The 20,079-nt window shown below is 68.4% G+C and carries 14 protein-coding genes; 8 read left to right on the top strand and 6 right to left on the bottom strand.

Going from position 1 to position 20,079, the window contains the following annotated elements:
• Positions 1-31: 31 nt before the first annotated feature.
• From WT60_RS30440 to WT60_RS30425, 3 genes are all read right to left on the bottom strand, one after another.
• Positions 32-1,132: a lytic polysaccharide monooxygenase gene (locus WT60_RS30440; RefSeq protein WP_059579707.1), complete on the bottom strand. Its 1,101-nt coding sequence runs from the start codon at positions 1,130-1,132 to the stop codon at positions 32-34.
• Positions 1,133-1,674: 542 nt separating this feature from the next.
• Positions 1,675-2,166: a hypothetical protein gene (locus tag WT60_RS30430; RefSeq protein ID WP_059670656.1), complete on the bottom strand. Its 492-nt coding sequence runs from the start codon at positions 2,164-2,166 to the stop codon at positions 1,675-1,677.
• A gap of 69 nt (positions 2,167-2,235) precedes the next feature.
• Positions 2,236-2,877 carry a nitroreductase gene (locus WT60_RS30425; protein ID WP_060356274.1) on the bottom strand — a complete coding sequence of 214 codons (642 nt, stop codon included), beginning with the start codon at positions 2,875-2,877 and terminating at the stop codon, positions 2,236-2,238.
• A gap of 717 nt (positions 2,878-3,594) precedes the next feature.
• Between WT60_RS30425 and WT60_RS30420 the strand changes: the two genes are divergently transcribed.
• The 6 genes from WT60_RS30420 to WT60_RS30395 all read left to right on the top strand — a co-directional run bounded on the left by WT60_RS30420 (position 3,595) and on the right by WT60_RS30395 (position 14,410).
• Complete coding sequence (locus WT60_RS30420) at positions 3,595-5,025, top strand: circularly permuted type 2 ATP-grasp protein (protein WP_317135479.1); 1,431 nt, start codon at positions 3,595-3,597, stop codon at positions 5,023-5,025.
• An 83-nt stretch (positions 5,026-5,108) separates the two neighbouring features.
• Positions 5,109-6,050: an alpha-E domain-containing protein gene (locus WT60_RS30415; protein WP_038751509.1), complete on the top strand. Its 942-nt coding sequence runs from the start codon at positions 5,109-5,111 to the stop codon at positions 6,048-6,050.
• Positions 6,051-6,058: 8 nt separating this feature from the next.
• A complete protein-coding gene (locus WT60_RS30410; protein ID WP_038751506.1) occupies positions 6,059-7,006 on the top strand; it encodes a transglutaminase family protein in 948 nt (315 codons plus the stop codon).
• A 112-nt stretch (positions 7,007-7,118) separates the two neighbouring features.
• A complete protein-coding gene (locus WT60_RS30405) occupies positions 7,119-10,544 on the top strand; it encodes a transglutaminase family protein (RefSeq protein ID WP_038751504.1) in 3,426 nt (1,141 codons plus the stop codon).
• A 240-nt stretch (positions 10,545-10,784) separates the two neighbouring features.
• Complete coding sequence (locus WT60_RS30400; protein ID WP_231752833.1) at positions 10,785-13,391, top strand: circularly permuted type 2 ATP-grasp protein; 2,607 nt, start codon at positions 10,785-10,787, stop codon at positions 13,389-13,391.
• A complete protein-coding gene (locus WT60_RS30395) occupies positions 13,382-14,410 on the top strand; it encodes a transglutaminase family protein (RefSeq protein WP_059579644.1) in 1,029 nt (342 codons plus the stop codon). Before WT60_RS30400 ends, WT60_RS30395 begins: the two co-directional genes overlap by 10 nt.
• 234 nt (positions 14,411-14,644) lie before the next feature.
• On the opposite strand, the gene WT60_RS30390 is transcribed toward WT60_RS30395, so the two are convergent.
• Complete coding sequence (locus WT60_RS30390) at positions 14,645-15,955, bottom strand: MFS transporter (protein WP_038751498.1); 1,311 nt, start codon at positions 15,953-15,955, stop codon at positions 14,645-14,647.
• A gap of 11 nt (positions 15,956-15,966) precedes the next feature.
• On the opposite strand from WT60_RS30390, the gene WT60_RS30385 reads away from it, so the two are divergent.
• Positions 15,967-16,317, top strand: a complete 351-nt coding sequence (locus WT60_RS30385; protein WP_059579648.1) for a hypothetical protein — start codon at positions 15,967-15,969, stop codon at positions 16,315-16,317.
• A 216-nt stretch (positions 16,318-16,533) separates the two neighbouring features.
• Here WT60_RS30385 and WT60_RS30380 read toward each other — a convergent pair whose 3' ends face one another.
• Entirely contained in the window at positions 16,534-17,616 is a 1,083-nt protein-coding gene (locus tag WT60_RS30380) for a tartrate dehydrogenase (RefSeq protein WP_060356275.1), read from the bottom strand.
• 108 nt (positions 17,617-17,724) lie between these two features.
• Here WT60_RS30380 and WT60_RS30375 point away from each other — a divergent pair, with 108 nt between their 5' ends.
• On the top strand, positions 17,725-18,645 hold the full coding sequence (locus WT60_RS30375) for a LysR substrate-binding domain-containing protein (protein ID WP_059579656.1): 921 nt from the start codon (positions 17,725-17,727) through the stop codon (positions 18,643-18,645).
• Positions 18,646-18,996: 351 nt separating this feature from the next.
• On the opposite strand, the gene WT60_RS30370 is transcribed toward WT60_RS30375, so the two are convergent.
• Positions 18,997-20,070 (bottom strand): FUSC family protein, encoded by a 1,074-nt coding sequence (locus tag WT60_RS30370; protein WP_059579659.1) that lies wholly within the window; start codon positions 20,068-20,070, stop codon positions 18,997-18,999.
• Positions 20,071-20,079 lie beyond the last annotated feature (9 nt).

Here is a 20,079-nt window from a genome sequence, read left to right as displayed (position 1 = left end):
CGGCCGCCCGTCCGGAACGGACGGCGGCCCGCTATTTCGCGCCGACGACGCCGAGCGCGCTGCTGTAGTTCGGCTGCAGCCAGACCTTGTTCGCGTTCAGGTTCGTCGTGTCGAAGTAGATCGTGTTGCCCGAGCGCACGCCGATTCGCGCGATGTTGCCGTAGCGGCCGTTGACCTGATCGGCGATCTGCTTCGCCCACACGCTGCGATTGGTGTTGTACGGCGTGATCGGCTGCCGCACGTCAACGACTTCCGCGCCGCGCGCGTCGGTGCCCATCACGCGGAAGCGAACCTGTTGGCCGGCTTGCGGCACGACGCCCGGCTCGACGAACGCATGCGTCGCGACCCACGGGAAGCCCGATGCGCTCTCGTCCGCGGCGATCGTCACGTCGCTGCAGTTGAAGAAGCCTTCGTTGCCCGCGTCGATGCGCTGCCAGTAGCTGTACAGCACGGCGTCGCCGCTGCGGCCCGGGGGCAGCGTCACGTCGAGCTTGTAGAACGACTGGATCGAGCCGGGCAGATGGCCCGCGCCGTTCGCGGGGACGGGCGCGGGAGCCGGCGCTTCGTAGATCTGCTGCAGGTCGTCCCAGCGCAGCGGTCGCGACGGATCGTACGACGGCTTCGAGATGAACACGCGCATGCGTGCCGGATTGTGCGAGGTCGTGTTCTCCCAGAGGAGTTCAATGTGGCCGTTGCGTGGTGTCAGTTGCGTCTTGCGCCAGAGTGCAGTCGGCGCCTTGTCGAGACCGGCCTTCGACGTGTCGCCGCCCGCGCACAGCAGGCCGTCAGGCACCGCGGCCTTCAGTTGCGCGAGATCGTTGCCCTGGCCGACCGGGTTCGCGGACACCTCGTTCCATTGCGTGAAAGGGTAAGCCGAATTGTTGCCTGCGCGATAGGCGGCGCGGCAATCGTTGTTCGGGATACCCGAGCCGTTGGGCGGGTCCCAATAGCCGCCCTCGAGGCGGCATTGGTATTGACGCGCGATCGGGAAGCCGACCGCGCCGTGCGCGGCTGCATCGTCGATGGGCGCGAGCAATGCGGCAAGCGAAGCGGCAAGCGTGGCGGTGGCACCGAGTGTGACGGCGCCGCGCGCCCGCCGGCGAGATGACGGCGCATCGAAGTGCGACTTCATGTAGCGTTCCTCCAAGTGAGTCCAGGTGAGAAATGACACAGCTCGCGGTCCGCAGTGTGGTAAAGATGCGTCGATTGTTTTGGATGTCGAAATATGAGGCTTGCGCTTTCTTCTGAGGATTCCGTCAGGATGGTAGATGACGCCGCGCGTTCGCAGGCCTACCAGAAATGGCAGGCGCGGCGAAATCCGTGCGAGTCCGGCGCGCGAGACGTGCGCCGCCGCCCCGGCCGTTCGAGTCGCTCCGGGAAGAAAGCCGCAAGCAAAGAGACCGCAGCCTATCGTGTGCCCGGCAGCGAGCGTTACCGCGAAACTTAGGAGGTTGACCGGGGGGAATCGTGCCGTGCCCGTGTTGCGAACGGCGATTTGGCGGCTCGTCGCCGGGCGTAGAAAAACGCGGCTCGTGTTGCAGGTGACGGGCTGAGCATCGGGCGTCGCAACCCGTGTGCCCGCCGCGCGCCCGACGAAGCCGTGCTTGATTCGCGCGAGCCGCCACCGGGCGTTTGTGCGGCGACATGTTCGCCGCGCGCGCGTGACTGATCTCGTCAGTGCACGTAGGCGGCGGGCTGCGCGGGAACGCGGATCGCGAGCCCCGCGTCGAGCAGTGCGATGGAGAACCAGCGGGCGATCTTCAGCACGCCGCTGTCCGCGCAGCGCGGCAGCCAGTCGGCGAGCGCGCGCAGCGCCGCTTCGCTGCGCGTCGATTGCAGATGGGCGAGCGCCTGCAAGAGCCGAGCCTCGTCGCTGGCGAGCCCGCTCGTGCAGCGGCAGTGCGTGTCGAGCGGATGACACGCGTCGCACGTCAGGAAGCGCATCAGCATGTCGAAGTGCACGAGGCCGTCGGCGCGCAGGCCGGCGGCGGCCAGTACGTCGCGCCACGACCGCCGGCCGCGACGCGCGTCTTCGCCGGCGGCGGCGCACGGATGCAGCCAGGTGCGCACCGCGGTCAGCACGACCCGCTCGGCGTCGGTGTCGCGCGATGCGGCGTCGGCGTCGGCGAGTGGTGCGCCGCTCGTGTCGGCATGAGGGAAATGCATGGCGGAACCTCCGGGTTCAGAGCGGCCCGCGATCGGCGGGCCGCGCATCGATGTCGATCGGCGCGGCGGTCAGCGTGCGGGGCCGAGCCATTCGCGCACGTGCGCGCTGCGATCCGGGCGCCGTGCGCCGCTCGCGGGCTCTGCCGGCGTGCCGACGAACAGGAACCCGACGAGACTTTCGTTCGGGCCGAAGCCGAGCGCGTCGCGCAGCGCCGGCTCGTACGAGTCGACGTCCGTTGCCCAGAATCCGCCGTAGCCAAGCTGATGGATCGCATTGAGCATGTTCATCGCGGCCGCGCCGACGGCGAGCAACTGCTCGATCTCCGGCACCTTCGACGTGCGGTTCAGCGCGGTGCCGAGCGCGACGATGAGGGGCGCGGCCAGCGCCTTGCCGCGACGATGCTCGTGCGAACCGGGCGGATCGTCGGGCGCTCTCGCATCGGCGAGTTCGACGAGCAGGTCGCCGAACGCGTGGCGCGCCGCGCCCCGGATGACGACGAAGCGCCACGGGCGCAGATTGCCGTGGTCGGGGGCGCAAAGAGCGGCGTCGAAGATCGCGTCGAGCTCGCGCGGGCCGGGCGCGGGCTCGGTCAGCGGCCAGCGGGAACGGCGCGAAAGCAGTCCCCGCAGCAGGCCGTGCGGGTTGTCGGCGGCGGCGGCGACGGCGGCGACGGCGGCGCGCGCGGGCGCCGCAGCGGCGATGGCATCCATGGTCGAGGCTTCGGTATCGGTCGATGAACGGAGCACATCATCGGATAGTTTCGCCTTAAATGCAAACGAGTCTCATTTGCGAGTAGGGTTAATTCGACGGCCGGCGCGGCGATTTGGAGCGGTGAGACGCCTCGCCTCGTCTTGCCGGCCGTCGGGAAGCCGAATGGATTCCAGGCCGGGGGGGCCGAGGCACACTTGCTGTCTTACGCGATAGATACGGAGGCGACGGCTGCGTCCGCTCGCTATTCGTGCAAATCAGGAAGCTTCCGGGCTATTCGTAGTCCATTCGATTTCTGTTGGTGCATGATCAAAATGCTCGAGCGCTTCTTGGGCGCCGGGGGCGGCGTCGCCAATTCGCGTCGCCAATTCAGCCTCACGTTCCGGTCCATTACGTGAATCGCAGTCGTCTCCGTGCGGGTCGCGTCTCCGGCTCTTAACTATCTAGTTAATCCAGAAAATCCGGAGGGCGGTTCGATCCGTCCCCCGGGGTGATCGCCCGCATAGACAGACACGCCGGAAATCTGCCACGCTAGCCACGCGGGCGACGCCGGCTGCGCCGAGTCGGCGCATGCCGCCAACTGGCGGCCGCACCTTCGTGGTGCGGCGTGCCGCGCAAAAGTGCCAAATCAAACCGCGAAACGGATTCCAACAAGGCACGCTCTTTGCTCGCTACGCATTGCGCCGGTTCGGCATGGAGAGATGCCGAGTGAATGATGGATGGAGAACTTTTCGATGAAGCCGTTCGACGAAATGCTGCAACCCGGCGATACCGTACGCGCGCCGTATGAGCGCTTGAAGCAATGGCTCGACACGCAGGACCCCGCGAGCCTGGCCCAGAAGGCGCATGACGCCGAGGGCGTGTTCCGCAAGACCGGCATCACGTTCGCCGTTTATGGCGACGCCGAGGCCGCCGAGCGGCTGATTCCTTTCGACATCGTGCCCCGGATCATTTCCGGACACGAATGGAATCGGCTGTCGCAGGGGATCGAGCAGCGCGTGATGGCGCTCAATGCGTTCCTCGACGACATCTATCACCGTCAGGAGATCGTCCGCGCGGGGATCGTGCCGAAGCACCTGATCGCGCACAACGATGCGTTCCTGCCCGAGATGATCGATTTCCGGCCGCCCGGAAACGTTTACACGCACATCATCGGCGTCGACATCGTCCGGACTGCGGAAAATCAGTTCTACGTACTCGAAGACAATGCGCGCACGCCGTCCGGCGTGTCGTACATGCTCGAGAACCGCGAAACGATGATGCAGCTCTTCCCCGAGCTGTTCCAGCAGGTGAAGGTGCGGCCCGTCGAAACCTATCCGCAACTGCTGCGTCAGTCGCTCGCGGCCGTCTGCCCGCCCGGCGGCAACGCGGACAACCCCACCGTCGCGGTGCTCACGCCCGGCATTCACAACTCCGCGTACTACGAGCACGCGTTCCTCGCCGACCAGATGGGCGTGCATCTCGTCGAAGGAAGCGATCTGCAGGTGATAGGCGATCGCGTAGCGATGCGCACGACCGAAGGTTTCAAGCCGATCGACGTGCTGTATCGCCGCCTCGACGACGCGTTCCTCGATCCGCTCACCTTCCGACCGGATTCGGTGCTGGGCGTCGCGGGGATCATGGACGTCTATCGCGCGGGCAACGTGACGATCGCGAACGCGCCCGGCACGGGCATCGCCGACGACAAGGCGATCTACTCGTACATGCCGGAGATCGTCGAGTTCTACACCGGCCGCCGGGCGATGCTCGAGAACGTGCCGACCTGGCGCTGCGCGGAAGCGGACAGCCTCAAGTACGTGCTCGAGCATCTGGAGGAACTCGTCGTGAAGGAGGTGCACGGCTCGGGCGGCTACGGGATGCTGGTCGGCCCGGCCGCGTCGAAGGCCGAGCGCGAAGCATTCGCGGCGAAGCTGCGCGCGAAACCGTCGAACTACATCGCGCAGCCGACGCTCGCGCTGTCGACGACGCCGATCCTGACGGAGAAGGGCCTCGCGCCGCGCCACGTCGATCTGCGGCCGTTCGTGCTCGTGTCCGACCGGATTCGCATCACGCCGGGCGGCTTGACGCGGGTCGCGTTGAAGGAGGGTTCGCTCGTCGTCAACTCTAGCCAGGGCGGCGGCACCAAGGATACCTGGGTGCTCGCCGACTGACGCACGCGCGAGGCGGCGCATGCGCGCGCGGCGCGCGCGTAGGGGCGCGCCGCACCGAACAACGATCGGAGTGGACGGCAAACATGCTTCTCGGACGCACAGCAAGCGGTCTTTACTGGATGTATCGCTATATCGAGCGAGCGGAGAACACCGCGCGGATCGTCGACGCGGGATTGCGGATGGCGCTCACCCGCACGTCGGACGCGCCGGCGGAGTGGTCGTCGGTGCTCGTCAGCTCAGGCGCGGACGACGGATATCGTCAGAAGTACGAAACTTATGCGGCCGACACGGTCGCCGACTATCTGCTGCGCGATCGCGACAATTCGTCGAGCGTGCTGTCGTGCATCGAATGCGCACGCTCGAACGCGCGGATGGTGCGCACGGCGCTCACGCGCGAGGCGTGGGAGAGCGTGAACGGCGCGTGGCTCGCGATCAAGCGCGCGCTCGCGCAGCCGATCCGCGCGAGCGCGCTGCCCGCGATCCTCGACGAGATCAAGCGCGAGACCGCGCTGATCCTCGGCAGCTTCTACAGCACGATGCTGCGCAACGAGATCTTCGATTTCGCGCAGATCGGCGCGTTCATCGAGCGCGCGGACAACACCGCGCGGATTCTCGACGTCAAGTATCACCTGCTGCTGCCGTCGGTGTCGCACGTCGGCACGATCCTCGACAACTATCAGTGGGAATCGATCCTGCGCTGCGTCGCCGCGCACCGGTCGTATCGCTGGGTCTACGACGTGCAATACAAGCCGACGAACATCGCCGACTACCTGATCCTGAACGGACGGATGCCGCGTTCGCTGCGCTATTGCTACGGACGCGTCGTGTCGAGCCTCGAGCATCTCGCGAAAGATTACGGCGTCACGCACGGTTGTCACGAAACGGCCGCCAAAATCAAGCAGTCGCTCGAAGACAACACGGTCGAACGCATCTTCAAGAGCGGGCTGCACGAGTTTCTGACGGATTTCATCGCCAAGAACAACAGTCTCGGCATCGAAATCGCCCAAGCCTACAACTTCGATTGAGATCAGCCATGCGCCTCGCCATCCGCCACATCTCGCGCTTCCAATTCGACGAACACGCTGCGTACGTGCTGCAGCGCCTGCGGCTGCGCCCGCAAAGCGGCCCGAGCCAGACCGTGAGGGCCTGGCAGGTGACGATCGACGGCGTCGAGCCGACGCTCACGTACGCGGATGGTCTCGGCAATCGCGTCGACCTCGTGCGGCACGATCGCGACAAGCCGGAGATCGCGATCATCGCGGCGGGCGTCGTCGAGACGCAGGATCGCGCCGGCATCCTCGGCAACGCCGATTCGTATGCGCCGCCGTGGGTGTTCGAGCGCGCGACCGACCTCACGCGCGCGGGCGACGCGATTCGCGCGCTCGCCGACGCGCTGCCGATCGAGCACAAGAGCCTCGATGCGCTGCATTGGCTGATGACCGAGGTGCACAGCCGGATCGCCTACGAGCCGAACGCGCAGGCGGCGCCGCGCGACGCGGAGACCGCGCTGCAAAGCGGCGTCGGCACGAGCCGCGACCACGCGCACGTGTTCGTCGCGACGGCGCGCGCGCTGAAGATTCCGGCGCGTTACGTGTCGGGCTATTTGCTGACGGACGGCTCGATGCAGCGGATCGCCGAAGCGCTGCATCAGGCGAGCGGCGTCGCGCAGCAGGCGATGCAGATGCGGCATGACGCGGACGGCGCGCACGAAGCGCCAGGCGACGCGGTGCGCCAGACGAGCGTCGCGATACAGGAAGCGGCGGTCGCGATGCAGCCGCAATCGGGCCACGCGTGGGCCGAGGCGTACATCGAAGGGCTCGGCTGGGTCGGCTTCGATCCGTTCATGAACCGTTGCCCGGACGAGCGTTACGTGCGGATCGCGGCGGGCCTCGATTATCGCGACACGATGCCGGTCTACGGTCCCGGCGCGAAGCCGGTCGGCGTCGAGATCAGCGTGATCCAATCCCCGGAACTCGTCTGACGCGCCCGCGAGCCGCCACGCGGCGCAACGGACGGCGGCGCGTTCGCGCCGCCCCGCGCCGCCACGCCGTCTCATCCCGACGCCCCTGCAACCGCAACGAACGGCCCACGCCATGTCCATTCACGTCGCGCTTCACCACGTCACCCGCTACCGCTACGACCGGCTCGTCCACCTCGGGCCGCAAGTCGTGCGCCTGCGGCCCGCGCCGCATTGCCGCACGCCGATCCTGTCGTATTCGATGAAGATCGAGCCCGCGCAGCACTTCGTCAACTGGCAGCAGGACCCGTTCGCGAACTACATGGCGCGGCTCGTGTTTCCCGAGCAGACGCGCACGTTCGAGATCGCGATCGATCTCGTCGCCGAGATGTCGGTCTACAACCCGTTCGACTTCTTCCTCGAGGAGCGCGCGGAAACCTTTCCGTTCGATTACGACGATGCGCTGCGCCGCGAGCTTGCACCGTATCTCGCGTGCGATCCCGATACGAGCGCGTCCGACGCATTTCGTTCGTATCTCGAATCGATCGACCGCACGCCGCCGGGCACCGTGAACTTCCTCGTCGCGCTGAACCAACAGTTACAGCGTGACATCCGCTATGTCGTGCGGCTCGAGCCGGGCGTGCAGACGCCCGAGGAGACGCTCACGCTCGCATCGGGCTCGTGTCGCGACAGCGGCTGGCTGCTCGTGCAGTTGTGTCGTCATCTCGGTCTCGCCGCGCGCTTCGTGTCCGGCTATCTGATCCAGCTGACGCCCGACGTGAAGTCGCTCGACGGCCCGAGCGGCGCCGAGGTCGACTTCACCGATCTGCACGCGTGGTGCGAGGTGTACCTGCCGGGCGCGGGCTGGATCGGCTTCGATCCGACGTCCGGACTGCTCGCGGGCGAGGGCCATATTCCGCTCGCCGCGACGCCGCAGCCGACGAGCGCCGCGCCCGTCGAGGGGCTCGTCGACGAATGCGAGGTCGAGTTCGAGCACGAGATGCGCGTCACGCGCATCTACGAATCGCCGCGCGTGACGAAGCCGTACACCGACGAAGCGTGGCGGCACGTGTTGCGGCTCGGCGCGCAGGTCGACGCCGAGCTCGAGGCGGGCGACGTGCGCCTCACGCAGGGCGGCGAGCCGACGTTCGTGTCGATCGACGACCGCGACGGCGCCGAATGGAACACCGACGCGCTCGGGCCGACGAAGCGCGGCCATGCGACGTCGCTCGTGCAGAAGCTGCGCGCCGAGTACGGCGCGGGCGGCTTCCTGCACTTCGGCCAGGGCAAGTGGTATCCGGGCGAGCAGTTGCCGCGCTGGGCGCTGTCCGTGTTTTGGCGCGCGGACGGCGAGCCCGTCTGGCGCGATCCGGCGCGCTTCGCCGACGAGCGCGAGCCGTCGGCCCATACGACCGCGGACGCCGAGCGCTTCGTCCGCGCGCTCGCGGCGCGCCTCGGTATCACGAGCGATTACGTGACGCCCGGCTACGAGGACGTCTGGTATTACCTGTGGCGCGAGCGGCAACTGCCGGTGAACGTCGATCCGTTCGATGCGCGGCTCGACGACGAGCTCGAGCGCGCGCGGCTGCGCAAGGTGTTCTCGCAGCAGCTCGACAGCGTGATCGGTTACGTGCTGCCGCTCAAGCCGCTCGCGCCGAATCCGGCGCTCGCGGGGCCGCGCTGGGAGACGGGCCCGTGGTTCTTCCGCGACGAGCGGATGTATCTCGTGCCGGGCGATTCTCCGATGGGCTACCGTCTGCCGCTCGATTCGCTGCCGTGGGTGAGCCGCGGCGATTATCCGTATCTCGTCGAGCGCGATCCGTTCGCGCCGCAGGGCGCGCTGCCGGACGCGAACGCGCTGCGCGCGCGCTATGCGGGCGGCGGTTACGACGTGCCGCGCGATCCGGCCGCGGCCGCGCGCGATTTCGCCGCGCACGCGCGGACCATGATGCAGGCGCGCGTCGGCGAAGGGGCGCGCGCGGCGTCGGCGGGCGCGGCAGACGATTCCGCGCGCTATCCGCAGCGCTTCGAGTCCGCCGCATGGATCACGCGCACGGCGCTGTGCGTCGAGGTGCGCAATGGCGTGCTCTACGTGTTCATGCCGCCGGTCGCGGCGCTCGAGGACTATCTCGATCTGCTGACGACGGTCGAGCTGACGGCTGAGTCGCTCGACGTGAAGCTCGTGCTCGAAGGCTATCCGCCGCCGCGCGACGCGCGCCTGAAGATGCTCCAGGTGACGCCCGATCCCGGCGTGATCGAAGTGAACATCCATCCGGCGCACGACTTCGACGAGCTCGTTCAGCACACCGAATTCCTGTACGACGCCGCGTATCGATCCAGGCTGTCGAGCGAGAAGTTCATGGTCGACGGCCGGCATGTCGGCACGGGCGGCGGCAATCACTTCGTGCTCGGCGGCGCGACGCCCGCGGACAGCCCGTTCCTGCGCCGTCCCGACCTGCTCGCGAGCCTGATCGCGTATTGGCACAATCATCCGTCGCTGTCCTATCTGTTCTCGGGGCTCTTCATCGGCCCGACGAGCCAGGCGCCGCGCGTCGATGAGGCGCGCGACGATCAGGTCTACGAGCTGGACATCGCGTTCGCCGAGATCCGCCGCAACAAGCTGCGCTACGGCGACGACATGCCGCCGTGGCTCGTCGACCGCGTGCTGCGCAATCTGCTGATCGACGTGACGGGCAACACGCACCGCAGCGAATTCTGCATCGACAAGCTTTATTCGCCGGATTCGGCGACGGGGCGCCTCGGCCTGCTCGAGCTGCGCGCGTTCGAGATGCCGCCGCACGCGCGGATGAGCGTCGTCCAGCAACTGCTGCTGCGCGCGCTGATCGCGCGCTTCTGGCGCGCGCCGTATGAGACTCCTCTTGCGCGCTGGGGCACCGCGTTGCACGATCGCTTCCTGCTGCCGACGTTCGTCAGGATGGATTTCGACGACGTGCTGACCGAAATGCGCGAAGCGGGCTTCGCGTTCGATCCGGCATGGTTCGCGCCGCACTTCGAATTCCGTTTTCCGCTGTTCGGGCAGATCGCGGTGCGCGGCGTCGCGCTCGCGCTGCGCGGCGCGCTCGAGCCGTGGCACGTGATGGGCGAGGAAGGGGCGATCGGCGGCACCGTGCGCTACGTCGATTCGTCGCTCGAGCGGCTCGAGGTCCACGTGAGCGGGCTGAACGACAGCCGCTACGTCGTGACCGTCAACGGCCGCGCGCTGCCGCTGCAGCCGACCGGCACCGCCGGCGAATACGTCGCCGGCGTGCGCTACAAGGCGTGGGCGCCGCCTTCGGCGCTGCATCCGACGATCGGCGTGCACGCGCCGCTCACGTTCGACATCGTCGACACGTGGATGCGGCGCTCGCTCGGCGGCTGCCGATATCACGTCGCGCACCCCGGCGGCCGCAACTACGACACGTTCCCCGTGAACGCTTACGAAGCGGAAAGCCGGCGGCTCGCGCGCTTCGTGTCGATGGGACACACGCCGGGCGCGATGACGGCCGAGCCCGCCGCGCCGAGCCGCGAGTTTCCGTTCACGCTGGATTTGCGGCGTGGCTGAACGGATTCGGGCGGCGCAGCGGTTGCGCGATGCGGCGAGGGTGTCGGCAACGCCGCGCGCGGCGGGCGTGCGCGGCGCAGCGGGCGTGCCGCGCCGGGCAAGAATGTTAGGATTCGACATCGATGAGCGGCGCGCGCCGCGCGCGGGCGGCGTTCGCCTCGCGGCGGCGCGGGCCGCCCGCCTTTGAAGAATCGAATCGTGCTTTCACTTTCCTCCGACGACGATCTCGCCGCCGACGCGATGCAGACGCTATTCGACACGGGTTCGCAGCAGGACGCGGCCGAGCTCGGCGCGGCGCTCGCCGCGCCCGCGGTCACGGGCCGCTACGACGAGCTGCGCGGCGGTGCGGCCGCGCTGTCGAGCGCATCGCTCGCGCCCGCGTGGCGCGCATTCTTCATGCAACTCGGCAGCGTCGGCTTCGCCGATCTCGACCGCCGCGCCGACGCGCTGCAGCGCCGGATGCGCGAGAACGGGCTCGCCTACCACCCGCACGAGCGGGCGGCGGGCGGCGGCGCGGTGCGGCCGTGGTCGCTCGACCTGCTGCCGCTGATTGTCGCGCCCGACGACTGGGCGACGATCGAGCGCGGCGTGCTCCAGCGCGTGCGGCTGCTCAACGCGATCCTCGCCGATCTCTACGGAGAGCAGACGATCCTGCACCGCGGGCTCCTGCCGCCCGCGCTCGTCACCGGACATCCCGGCTACCTGCGGCCGATGTGCGGCGCGCGCGCGCCGGGCGGCACGTGGCTGCACGTCGTCGCGTTCGATCTCGCGCGCGGGCCGGACGGCGCGTGGCGGATGATGGCGCAGCACACGCAGGGGCCGTCGGGGCTCGGCTATCTTCTGGAGAATCGGCTGATCGTGTCGCGGCTCTTCCCGCGCGCGTTCCGCGGCCTGCATGTGCAGCGGCTCGCCGCGAGCTATCGCGCGCTGTTGCAGAGCATGCAGGCGCTGAGCCCCGCGCGGAAGAATTCGCGCATCGTGCTGCTCACGCCGGGCCCGCATGCGGCGACCTATTTCGAGCATGCGTATCTCGCGCGCTATCTGGGCCTCACGCTCGTCGAAGGCGGCGACCTGACGGCGCGCGACCAGCGCGTCTACCTGAAGACGCTGCGCGGGCTCGAGCCCGTGCACGGCATCCTGCGGCGCGTCGACGACGAATGGCTCGATCCGCTCGAACTGCGCCCCGATTCGCTGCTCGGCGTGCCGGGGCTGATGCAGGCGGTGCGCGCGGGCAACGTGCTGCTCGCGAACCTGCCGGGCTCGGGCTTTCTCGAATCGCCCGGCATCCTCGGCTTCCTGCCGCGCCTCGCGCAGAGCCTGCTCGGCGAAACGCTGTCGCTGCCCGCGGTGCCGTCGTGGTGGTGCGGCGAGCAAGCCGCGTGCGACGAAGCGCTGCCGCTCCTCGCGCGTAGCATCGTGAGGCCGACGTTTCCCGCGAGCGTGCAGGCGGGCGGCGCGTTCGAGCCGGTGATCGGCGCGCGGCTCGCGCCGCCGCAACTCGCCGAATGGCGCGCGCGGATCGCCGCGCAACCCGCGCACTACACGATTCAGGCGGACTTGCCGCTGTCGCAGGCGCCGACCTGGGCGGGCGGCGCGGGCGCCGGAGACGGCGGCGCGCGGATCGTGCCGCGGCCGCTGCTGCTGCGCGTGTTCGCGCTCGCGGACGGCGCGGGCTCGTGGCGTGTGCTGCCGGGCGGCCTCGCGCGCGTCGGCACGCGCGACGAGCTGTTCAACGCGCCGATGCCGCGCGGCGGCAGCAGCGTCGACACATGGGTGATGACCGAAGGCGCGGTCGATCCGACCACGCTGCTGCAGACGCATCTCGGCCCCGACGACTTGCAGGAGCGTTCGCGCGCGATCGCGAGCCGCGCGGCGGAGAACCTGTTCTGGCTCGGCCGCTACACCGAGCGCGCGACGAACCTCACGCGGCTCGCGCGCGCGGCGCTCGAGCGGCTGCGCGGCGAGGATGACGTCGAGACGCCCGTGCATCTTCATTTGCTCGACGCATTGTGTCGCGACAACGGGCTGCTGCCCGCCGACGCCCCATCGGCCGTCGAAGCGCCGCGCGGGTTCCAGCAGGCGCTGACGCTCGCGCTCACGCATCGAGCGGACCGCTCGACGGGGATCGCGTCGTGCCTGTTCGGCATGCGCGGCGCGGCGGCGGCGATTCGGGAGCGGCTCTCGCGCGAGCAATGGCGCCTGATCGACGACGCGACGCAATTGTTCGACGAAGGCGGCGACGACACGGAACCCGAGGAGCAGCTCGGCAACGACGCGCTGCAGCGTCTCGAGCGGCTGAATCTGCTGCTGTCGGCGATCACGGGCGCGCAGACCGACAACATGACGCGCGACGACGGCTGGCGCCTGCTGTCGATCGGCCGCCAGATCGATCGCCTCGAATTCCTGGGCGGCGTGCTAGGCCACGCGTTCGACGACGACGCGATTCACAAGCAGGAGGGCTTCGAGCTCGTGCTCGAGCTGTTCGACAGCGGCATCACGTTTCGCTCGCGGTTCCAGCGCTGCTTCGACGTGGCGCCGCTGCTGTCGCTCGTCGTGCTCGACACCGACAATCCGCGTTCGCTCGCGTGGGTCGCGCAGGCGCTGCGCGGCCGGCTGTCGAAGGTCGAGCGCAGCGAAGGCTATGCGCTGTCGGAGCTCGCCGACGGCATTCCGGACATCGCCGGCTGGCCGCTGCACGTGTTGTGCGAGACGGACGGCGACGGCCGCCACGCGGCGCTGCTCGCGCGCCTGCACGCATGCAGCAAGGCGGTGTGGGACTTGTCGAACCGGATCGGCGAGCGCTACTTCAGCCATGTGCGCGAGGCGGGCAGGTCGCTATGGGGATGACGACGCATTCGCCGGCGAACGCGAAGAAGGGCGCACGCACGCGCAAGACGGCTGCGCGCGCGCAGCCGGCAGGCAGCGCGCTCTTGCGCGTCACGCACGATACACGCTATCGCTACGCGGCGCGCGTGGAGTCCGCGCAGCATCAGGCGCGTTTGCGCCCGCTCGAGACGCCGCGCCAGCGCGTGCTCGAGTTCTCGCTCGAGATCGAGCCGCGCGCCGAAGGGCTCGTCGTCGACACCGATTCGTTCGGCAACGAGCGCACGTCGTTTGCGATCAACCAGCCGCACGAGGAATTGTTCGTGCGCAGCCGCAGCGTCGTGCGGGTCGCGCCGCCCGCGCTGTCGGCGGGCAAGCGCGGCGAGCCGCCGCCCGCGATCGCCGCGCCGCGCGCCGGATGCGCGAGCGCGTGGGAAGCGGTGCGCGAGCGCCTGACGTTTCGCGCGGGGCGGCCGTTCGATCCGGCGAGCGAATTCGTGTTCGCTTCGCCGCACGTCGAATGCCATCCGGATCTCGTCGCGTACGCGGCGTCGAGCTTCTCGCCGGGCCGGCCGCTCGTGCAGGCCGCGTGGGAGCTGATGCGCCGCATCCACGCCGATTTCGCGTACACGCCGAGCAGCACCGACGTCGGCACGACCGCGCTCGATGCGCTCGCACTGCGCAAGGGCGTGTGCCAGGACTTCGCGCACGTGATGATCGGTGCGCTGCGCTCGCTCGGGCTCGCCGCGCGCTACGTGAGCGGCTACCTGCTGACGCAGCCGCCGCCGGGACAGCCGCGGCTGATCGGCGCGGATGCGTCGCACGCGTGGGTCGAGGTCTACGATCCGGCGTGGCCCGAGGATGGCGGCTGGCTGCAGCTCGATCCGACCAACGATCGCGCGCCCGGCGACGATTACGTGATGCTGTCGATCGGCCGCGACTACGCGGACGTGACGCCGCTGCGCGGCGTCATCCGCGGCGGCGGCGCGGATCAGGTGCTGACGGTCGGCGTGACGGTGGAGCCGCTCGATTCGGCGTCTTGAATCTCGATGCGCGCGTGAGCGAGTCGCGGCGACGCGCGCGGGCATCGGTCGCTCGCGTGCGAACCGGAACGCGCGCATTGCGCGGCGCGAACGTTCGGCATACGTTGTTTCGGAATCCGATGCGGCGCTTGCGGTGCCGGAACGGTTCGTCGATGGCAGTCGGAGAAAGCGCGGCCGACGAGTTGCGGTGCGGCGCGAATCGAGACGCACGCTTTCGATCCGTGGCCGCATCGTTCAATGGTTGTGCCGCACGCGCGAGATGAGCGCTTGCTGCGGGGCCTTGCGGCTCAGCAGCAGCGTGACGATCGCGGACAGCGCGAGCGTCGCCGCGACGACGTACAGCCCCGCCGCATAGCCGCCCGTCAGATTCTTCAGCCAGCCGATCGCGAACGGGCCGACGAAGCCGCCGAGGTTGCCGATCGAATTGATCATCGCGATGCCCGCGGCCGCGCCCGCGCCGGACAGAAACATGCTCGGCATCGCCCACAGCGGCGCCTTCGCGGCGCTGATCCCGACGTTGACGACGACGAGCGCGAGCACGGTGAGCAGCGCGGTGCTTGCCTGGCCCGCGAAGACGAAGCCGACGCATGCGAGCACGCACGGAATCACGACATGCCAGGTTCGTTCTCCGGTGCGATCGGAGCGCCGCGCCCACAGGATCATCGCGACGACTGCGGCGAGGCTCGGAATCGCGTTCAGCAGGCCGGTTTCGAGCGCGCTGAAGCCGAATTGCCGGATCATTAGCGGCGCCCACAGGCCGAGCGTGTAGAGGCCCGCCGACGTGCCGAAGTAGATGAGCGAGAGCGCCAGCACGCGCGGATCGCGCAGCGCGTTCCACGCTCCCGCGGTGTGGCCCGCGTGCGCGTGGCGCAGATCGGCTTCCGCATCGAGTTTCGCGATCAGCCATTCGCGCTCGTCGGCTCGCAGCCAGTGCGCGTTCGACGGTGCATCGGTGAGGAAATTCAGGACGACGAAGCCTAGCGCGATCGCCGGCAGCGCCTCGATGACGTAGAGCGTTTGCCAGTTCGCGAGGCCGAACATCGGCGGCAACTGCATGATCGCGCCCGACAGCGGCGAGCCGAGCGCCGTCGAGATCGGCGCGGCCGCCATGAACCACGCGGCGGCGAGCGCACGTTGCTTCGCGGGAAACCACAGGCTCAGGTACAGGATGATGCCGGGAAAGAAGCCCGCCTCGGCGACGCCGAGCAGAAAGCGCAGCGCGTAGAAGCTCGCCGGGCCGGCCGCGAACGCGGAAGCCGCCGATACGATACCCCACGTGATCATCACGCGCGCGATCCAGATGCGCGCGCCGACGCGATGCAGGATCAGGTTCGACGGCACCTCGAACAGGAAGTAGCCGATGAAGAAGAGGCCGCCGCCGAGCCCGAACGCGGTCGGCGACAGCCCGATCGCCTTGTTCATCGTCATCGCGGCGAAGCCCACGTTGACGCGATCGAGAAAGCTGACGAAGTAGAGCAGCATCACGAACGGGATGATGCGCCACGTGAGTTTCCGGGAAACCCGGGACTCGAGATCGGATTGCATGTGTCTCCTCCTTGGAGGTCGAGCCGTGCTCTATTGGAAAGATCCGGACGACGCGCGACGGCTTCGAGGCGGGCGGCGCGCGATCGTTGTCGCGCGCGCCGGCCGGGAGACCGGTGCGTGCGCATCGCGCGGCCGCGCTGCGTTTCTCCGCGCGGTTTCTCGATCGAAATCCGCGCCGCCGTTCGTCGTTCGATCGAAGCGGCGTGACGCGCCGGCTTCGATGGGTGTTTCTCGGCGCATCGGCCATCGCTGCCACGCCGGTTTCTGCGAACTGGTCAGGCGCGATTGCGGCAGCAGTCGAACTGCATGACGTCATGGCTCATTCGCCGGCGCGCGCGTCACGATCGCGTGGCGATGCCTAATGCCTAATGCCTAATGCCTAATGCCTAATGCGTGATGCGTGATGCGTGATGCGTGATGCGTGATGCGTAGCGTCGTGCCTAATGCAAAGCCAACCGAGAAGCGACGCGAAGCCATACTGCGGCCGGCCGCACCCCGCGTTCGACGCGAAGCCGGCCCACGCGCCGCGCGACGCCGAAGCAATGCGGCTCGCGCGCATCGCATGCCCGCACCGGGCGTCACGCGGTGACTTCGGCCCTCTCGACGAGCGCGCAGACGGCGGCGGTCACCTGCGTCGTCGTTGCGCGGCCGCCGAGGTCGCCCGTGTGAAGCGACGGGTTCGCGGTGACGGCCTCGATCGCGCGCATCACGCGCGCGGCGCTTTCCGTTTCACCCAGATGCTCGAGCAGCATCACGACCGACCAGAACGTGCCGATCGGATTCGCGAGCCCCTTGCCCATGATGTCGAACGCGGAGCCGTGGATCGGCTCGAACATCGACGGATAGCGGCGCTCCGGATCGATGTTGCCGGTCGGCGCGATGCCGAGGCTGCCCGCAAGCGCCGCGGCGAGATCGCTCAGGATGTCCGCGTGGAGGTTCGTCGCGACGACCGTGTCGAGCGACGCCGGCCGGTTGACCATGCGTGCGGTGGCCGCGTCGACGAGCTCCTTGTCCCATGTCACGTCGGGAAACTCGGCCGACACCTGCTTCGCGATCTCGTCCCACATCACCATCGCGTGGCGCTGCGCGTTGCTCTTCGTGATGACCGTCAGCCGCTTGCGCGGACGCGATTGCGCGAGCCGGAACGCGAAGCGCATGATCCGCTCGACGCCTGCGCGCGTGAGAATCGACACGTCCGTCGCCGCTTCGATCGGATGTCCCTGGTGCACGCGCCCGCCGACGCCCGCGTATTCGCCCTCGGAGTTCTCGCGGACGATGACCCAGTTCAGATCGTCGGGCGTGCAGCGTTTGAGCGGCGCATCGATGCCGGGCAGGATGCGCGTCGGGCGCACGTTCGCGTACTGGTCGAAGCCCTGGCAAATCTTCAGACGCAAGCCCCACAGCGTGATGTGGTCGGGCACGTCGGGGTCACCCGCCGAGCCGAACAGGATCGCGTCCTTGTCGCGCAGCGCGTCGAGGCCGCCGTCGGGCATCATCACGCCGTGTCGGCGATAGTAGTCGGCGCCCCAGTCGAAGTTCTCGAATTCGAACGCGAAGCGTCGAGTGGTTCCGGCGAGCGCCTCCAGCACCTGCTTGCCCGCGGGAACGACTTCCTTGCCGATGCCGTCGCCCGGAATGGTCGCGATTCGATAGGTCTTCATGCCTCCATCCTCTGAAATTCGTGAATGTGAGCGCACTTTATCGAACTGCGAGTCAATAAACCGGTGCTAGAATCAAAGCATCCTTAACTTTAATTCACAAGCGAAACCGTGACGGATGCCGTTCAGCCCGCCGACCTGGGTTTTTTCTCGACGCTCGCCGCATCGGGCAGCCTGAGCGCCGCCGCCCGCGAACTCGGACTGACGGCGGCGGCCGTCAGCAAGCGGCTCACGCAGATGGAGCAGCGCGCCGGCGTGCCGCTCGTCAACCGCACGACGCGGCGGATGATGCTGACGCCTGAAGGGGAGGCCTATCTCGAGTACGCGCGCCGGATACTCGACCAGATCGACGAACTGGGCGAGCTGCTCGGCAGTGCGAAGAAGAATCCGAAAGGGCTGTTGCGCGTGAACGCGACGCTCGGCTTCGGGCGCAGCCACGTCGGGCCCGCGATTTCGCGCTTCGTGGCGCGCTACCCGCAGGTGGCCGTGCAGTTGCAGCTGTCGGTGATGCCGCCGCCGCTCACCGACGATGCGTTCGACGTGTGCGTGCGCTTCGGCGAGCCGCCGGACACGCGGGTCGTCGCGCGGCGTCTCGCGCCGAACCGGCGGCTGCTGTGCGCGGCGCCGTCGTACGTCGCGAGGCACGGGATGCCGGCGACGCCGCACGATCTGACGAAGCACAACTGCATCGGCATCCGGCAGGGCGACGAAGGCTACGGCGTCTGGCGGCTGACGAGCGGGCGCGGCGCATCGCGCAAGACGGAGGCGATCCGGATCAACGGCAATCTGACGACGAACGACGGCGAAATCGCCGTCAAATGGGCGCTCGACGGACACGGCATCCTGATGCGCGCCGAGTGGGACATCGACGAATATCTCGCCGACGGCCGCCTCGTCGTCGTGTTGCCCGAGTACGAAACGCCGAGCGCGGACATTTACGCCGTCTATGCGCAGCGCCATCAGATGTCGACGCGGATTCGCGCATTCGTCGATTACCTGGCCGACGAGCTCGGCAGGCTGCGCAAGGGGTAGGCGCTTCGCCTATCGCGAGCGCGGACGACGCGGCGGGTTTCGTTCGGATTCTTGATCGATGGCGAACGGCCGGGTGAGGCGGGTGCTTTGTCTGTCGAGCGCCGGCCATTCACGAAGACGATGTGACGAAATCGATTCGCGCTCCCGATTTTCGGTAATGCATCGACGGCGGATTTTGTTCGCCGCATACGGCGCAGCGAGCGTCGAGCATCGTGCTCCAGGCGCCGCGCAGGCAATCGGTCAGGCCATATCCTCGCGGCTCATGCCGACGATCGCTCGCCTATCGGCGGCGTCGCGCGCGGGCGCACGCGCTGCGATGGGCGAGCGCGCGTCGGTACGGCCGCCGCCCGCTCAAATGTTCCATTGCGGCGCGATATCGTGCAGCCGCTGCCTGAGCTGCTCGATCTCGTGCGCCAGTTTCGCCGTCAGCGACACGTAGCCGGATAATTGCGCGGGCGGCGCGTACTCGCCGGCCTGCGCGGCCGGCCCGTGCAGCGGCCCGAGCCGGCTCAGCGTGCCGAACTTGAGCGCGCGCGCCGCGCCGACGAGCATCTCCTGAATCCGCCGGTTGTCCGCCTTCATCTGGGCCTGGACGAAGCGCCTGCCGGCTTCGTCGTCGGCACCGGGCTGCAGGTTCGACAGGATTTCGAGCGAGCTCATGCACAGCCGCAGGCTCCGCTGGATCGCGTCGAGCTGCGCCATCGACACGGAGATCTCTTTCGATACCGACGGCATCAGCGAGCGGAGCTGGACGAGCAGCGTATTGAGCTTCGCCATGTCCTTCAGATGCTCGTTGTCGCTCACGTGGCGCTCGCCCGCGATTCGCGCGTGGACGGCCGCGCAGCCGCGCAACGCGTCGGCGAGCCTGTAGCGCCACGAGTAGGTCGCGTAAAGCGGCAGCGCGAACGAGAATGCGAGCGCGATCGCGATGCCGATCAGCACGTTCACCGCGCGCCAGAGGCCGTCGGCGATCTCGTTGTCGCCGTGGCCGGCGACGATCACCATCGTGATCGCGGACAGCAGCGCGATATAGCCGGCCTTGCCGATCGCGTGATATGCGCAGAAGCCGCACGCGACGCTCATCACGAGAAACGTCAACGGCGACAGGTGCGCGGTGGTTTGCAGCAGGATCAGCGACAGGCCGGCGATCGCGCCGATCAGCGTGCCGAGCGCGCGCTCGGCGGCTTTCTTGCGGATGTTGCCGTGATGCTGAAGCCCGCCGATCACGATCAGCACCGTGATCGTCGCCCATTCGCCGTGCGGAATGTGCAGGCCGGTCGTCAGCGCGATCGAGGCGAGCACGCTCAGCGCGACGCGCGCCGCGTGGATCAGTTTCGCGTGGCGATAGCGGCGGTAGGGATCGAGCACCGGGCGCAGCGCGTTGCGGGCGAATCCGGGCAGGCGGGTCTGTAAGGTCGAGGTCATGGTACCGCG

Origin of the sequence: Burkholderia sp. MSMB617WGS (assembly GCF_001532025.2) — a bacterium.
Lineage (GTDB): Bacteria > Pseudomonadota > Gammaproteobacteria > Burkholderiales > Burkholderiaceae > Burkholderia > Burkholderia savannae.
This window is presented reverse-complemented; position numbering and strand designations above follow the sequence as displayed.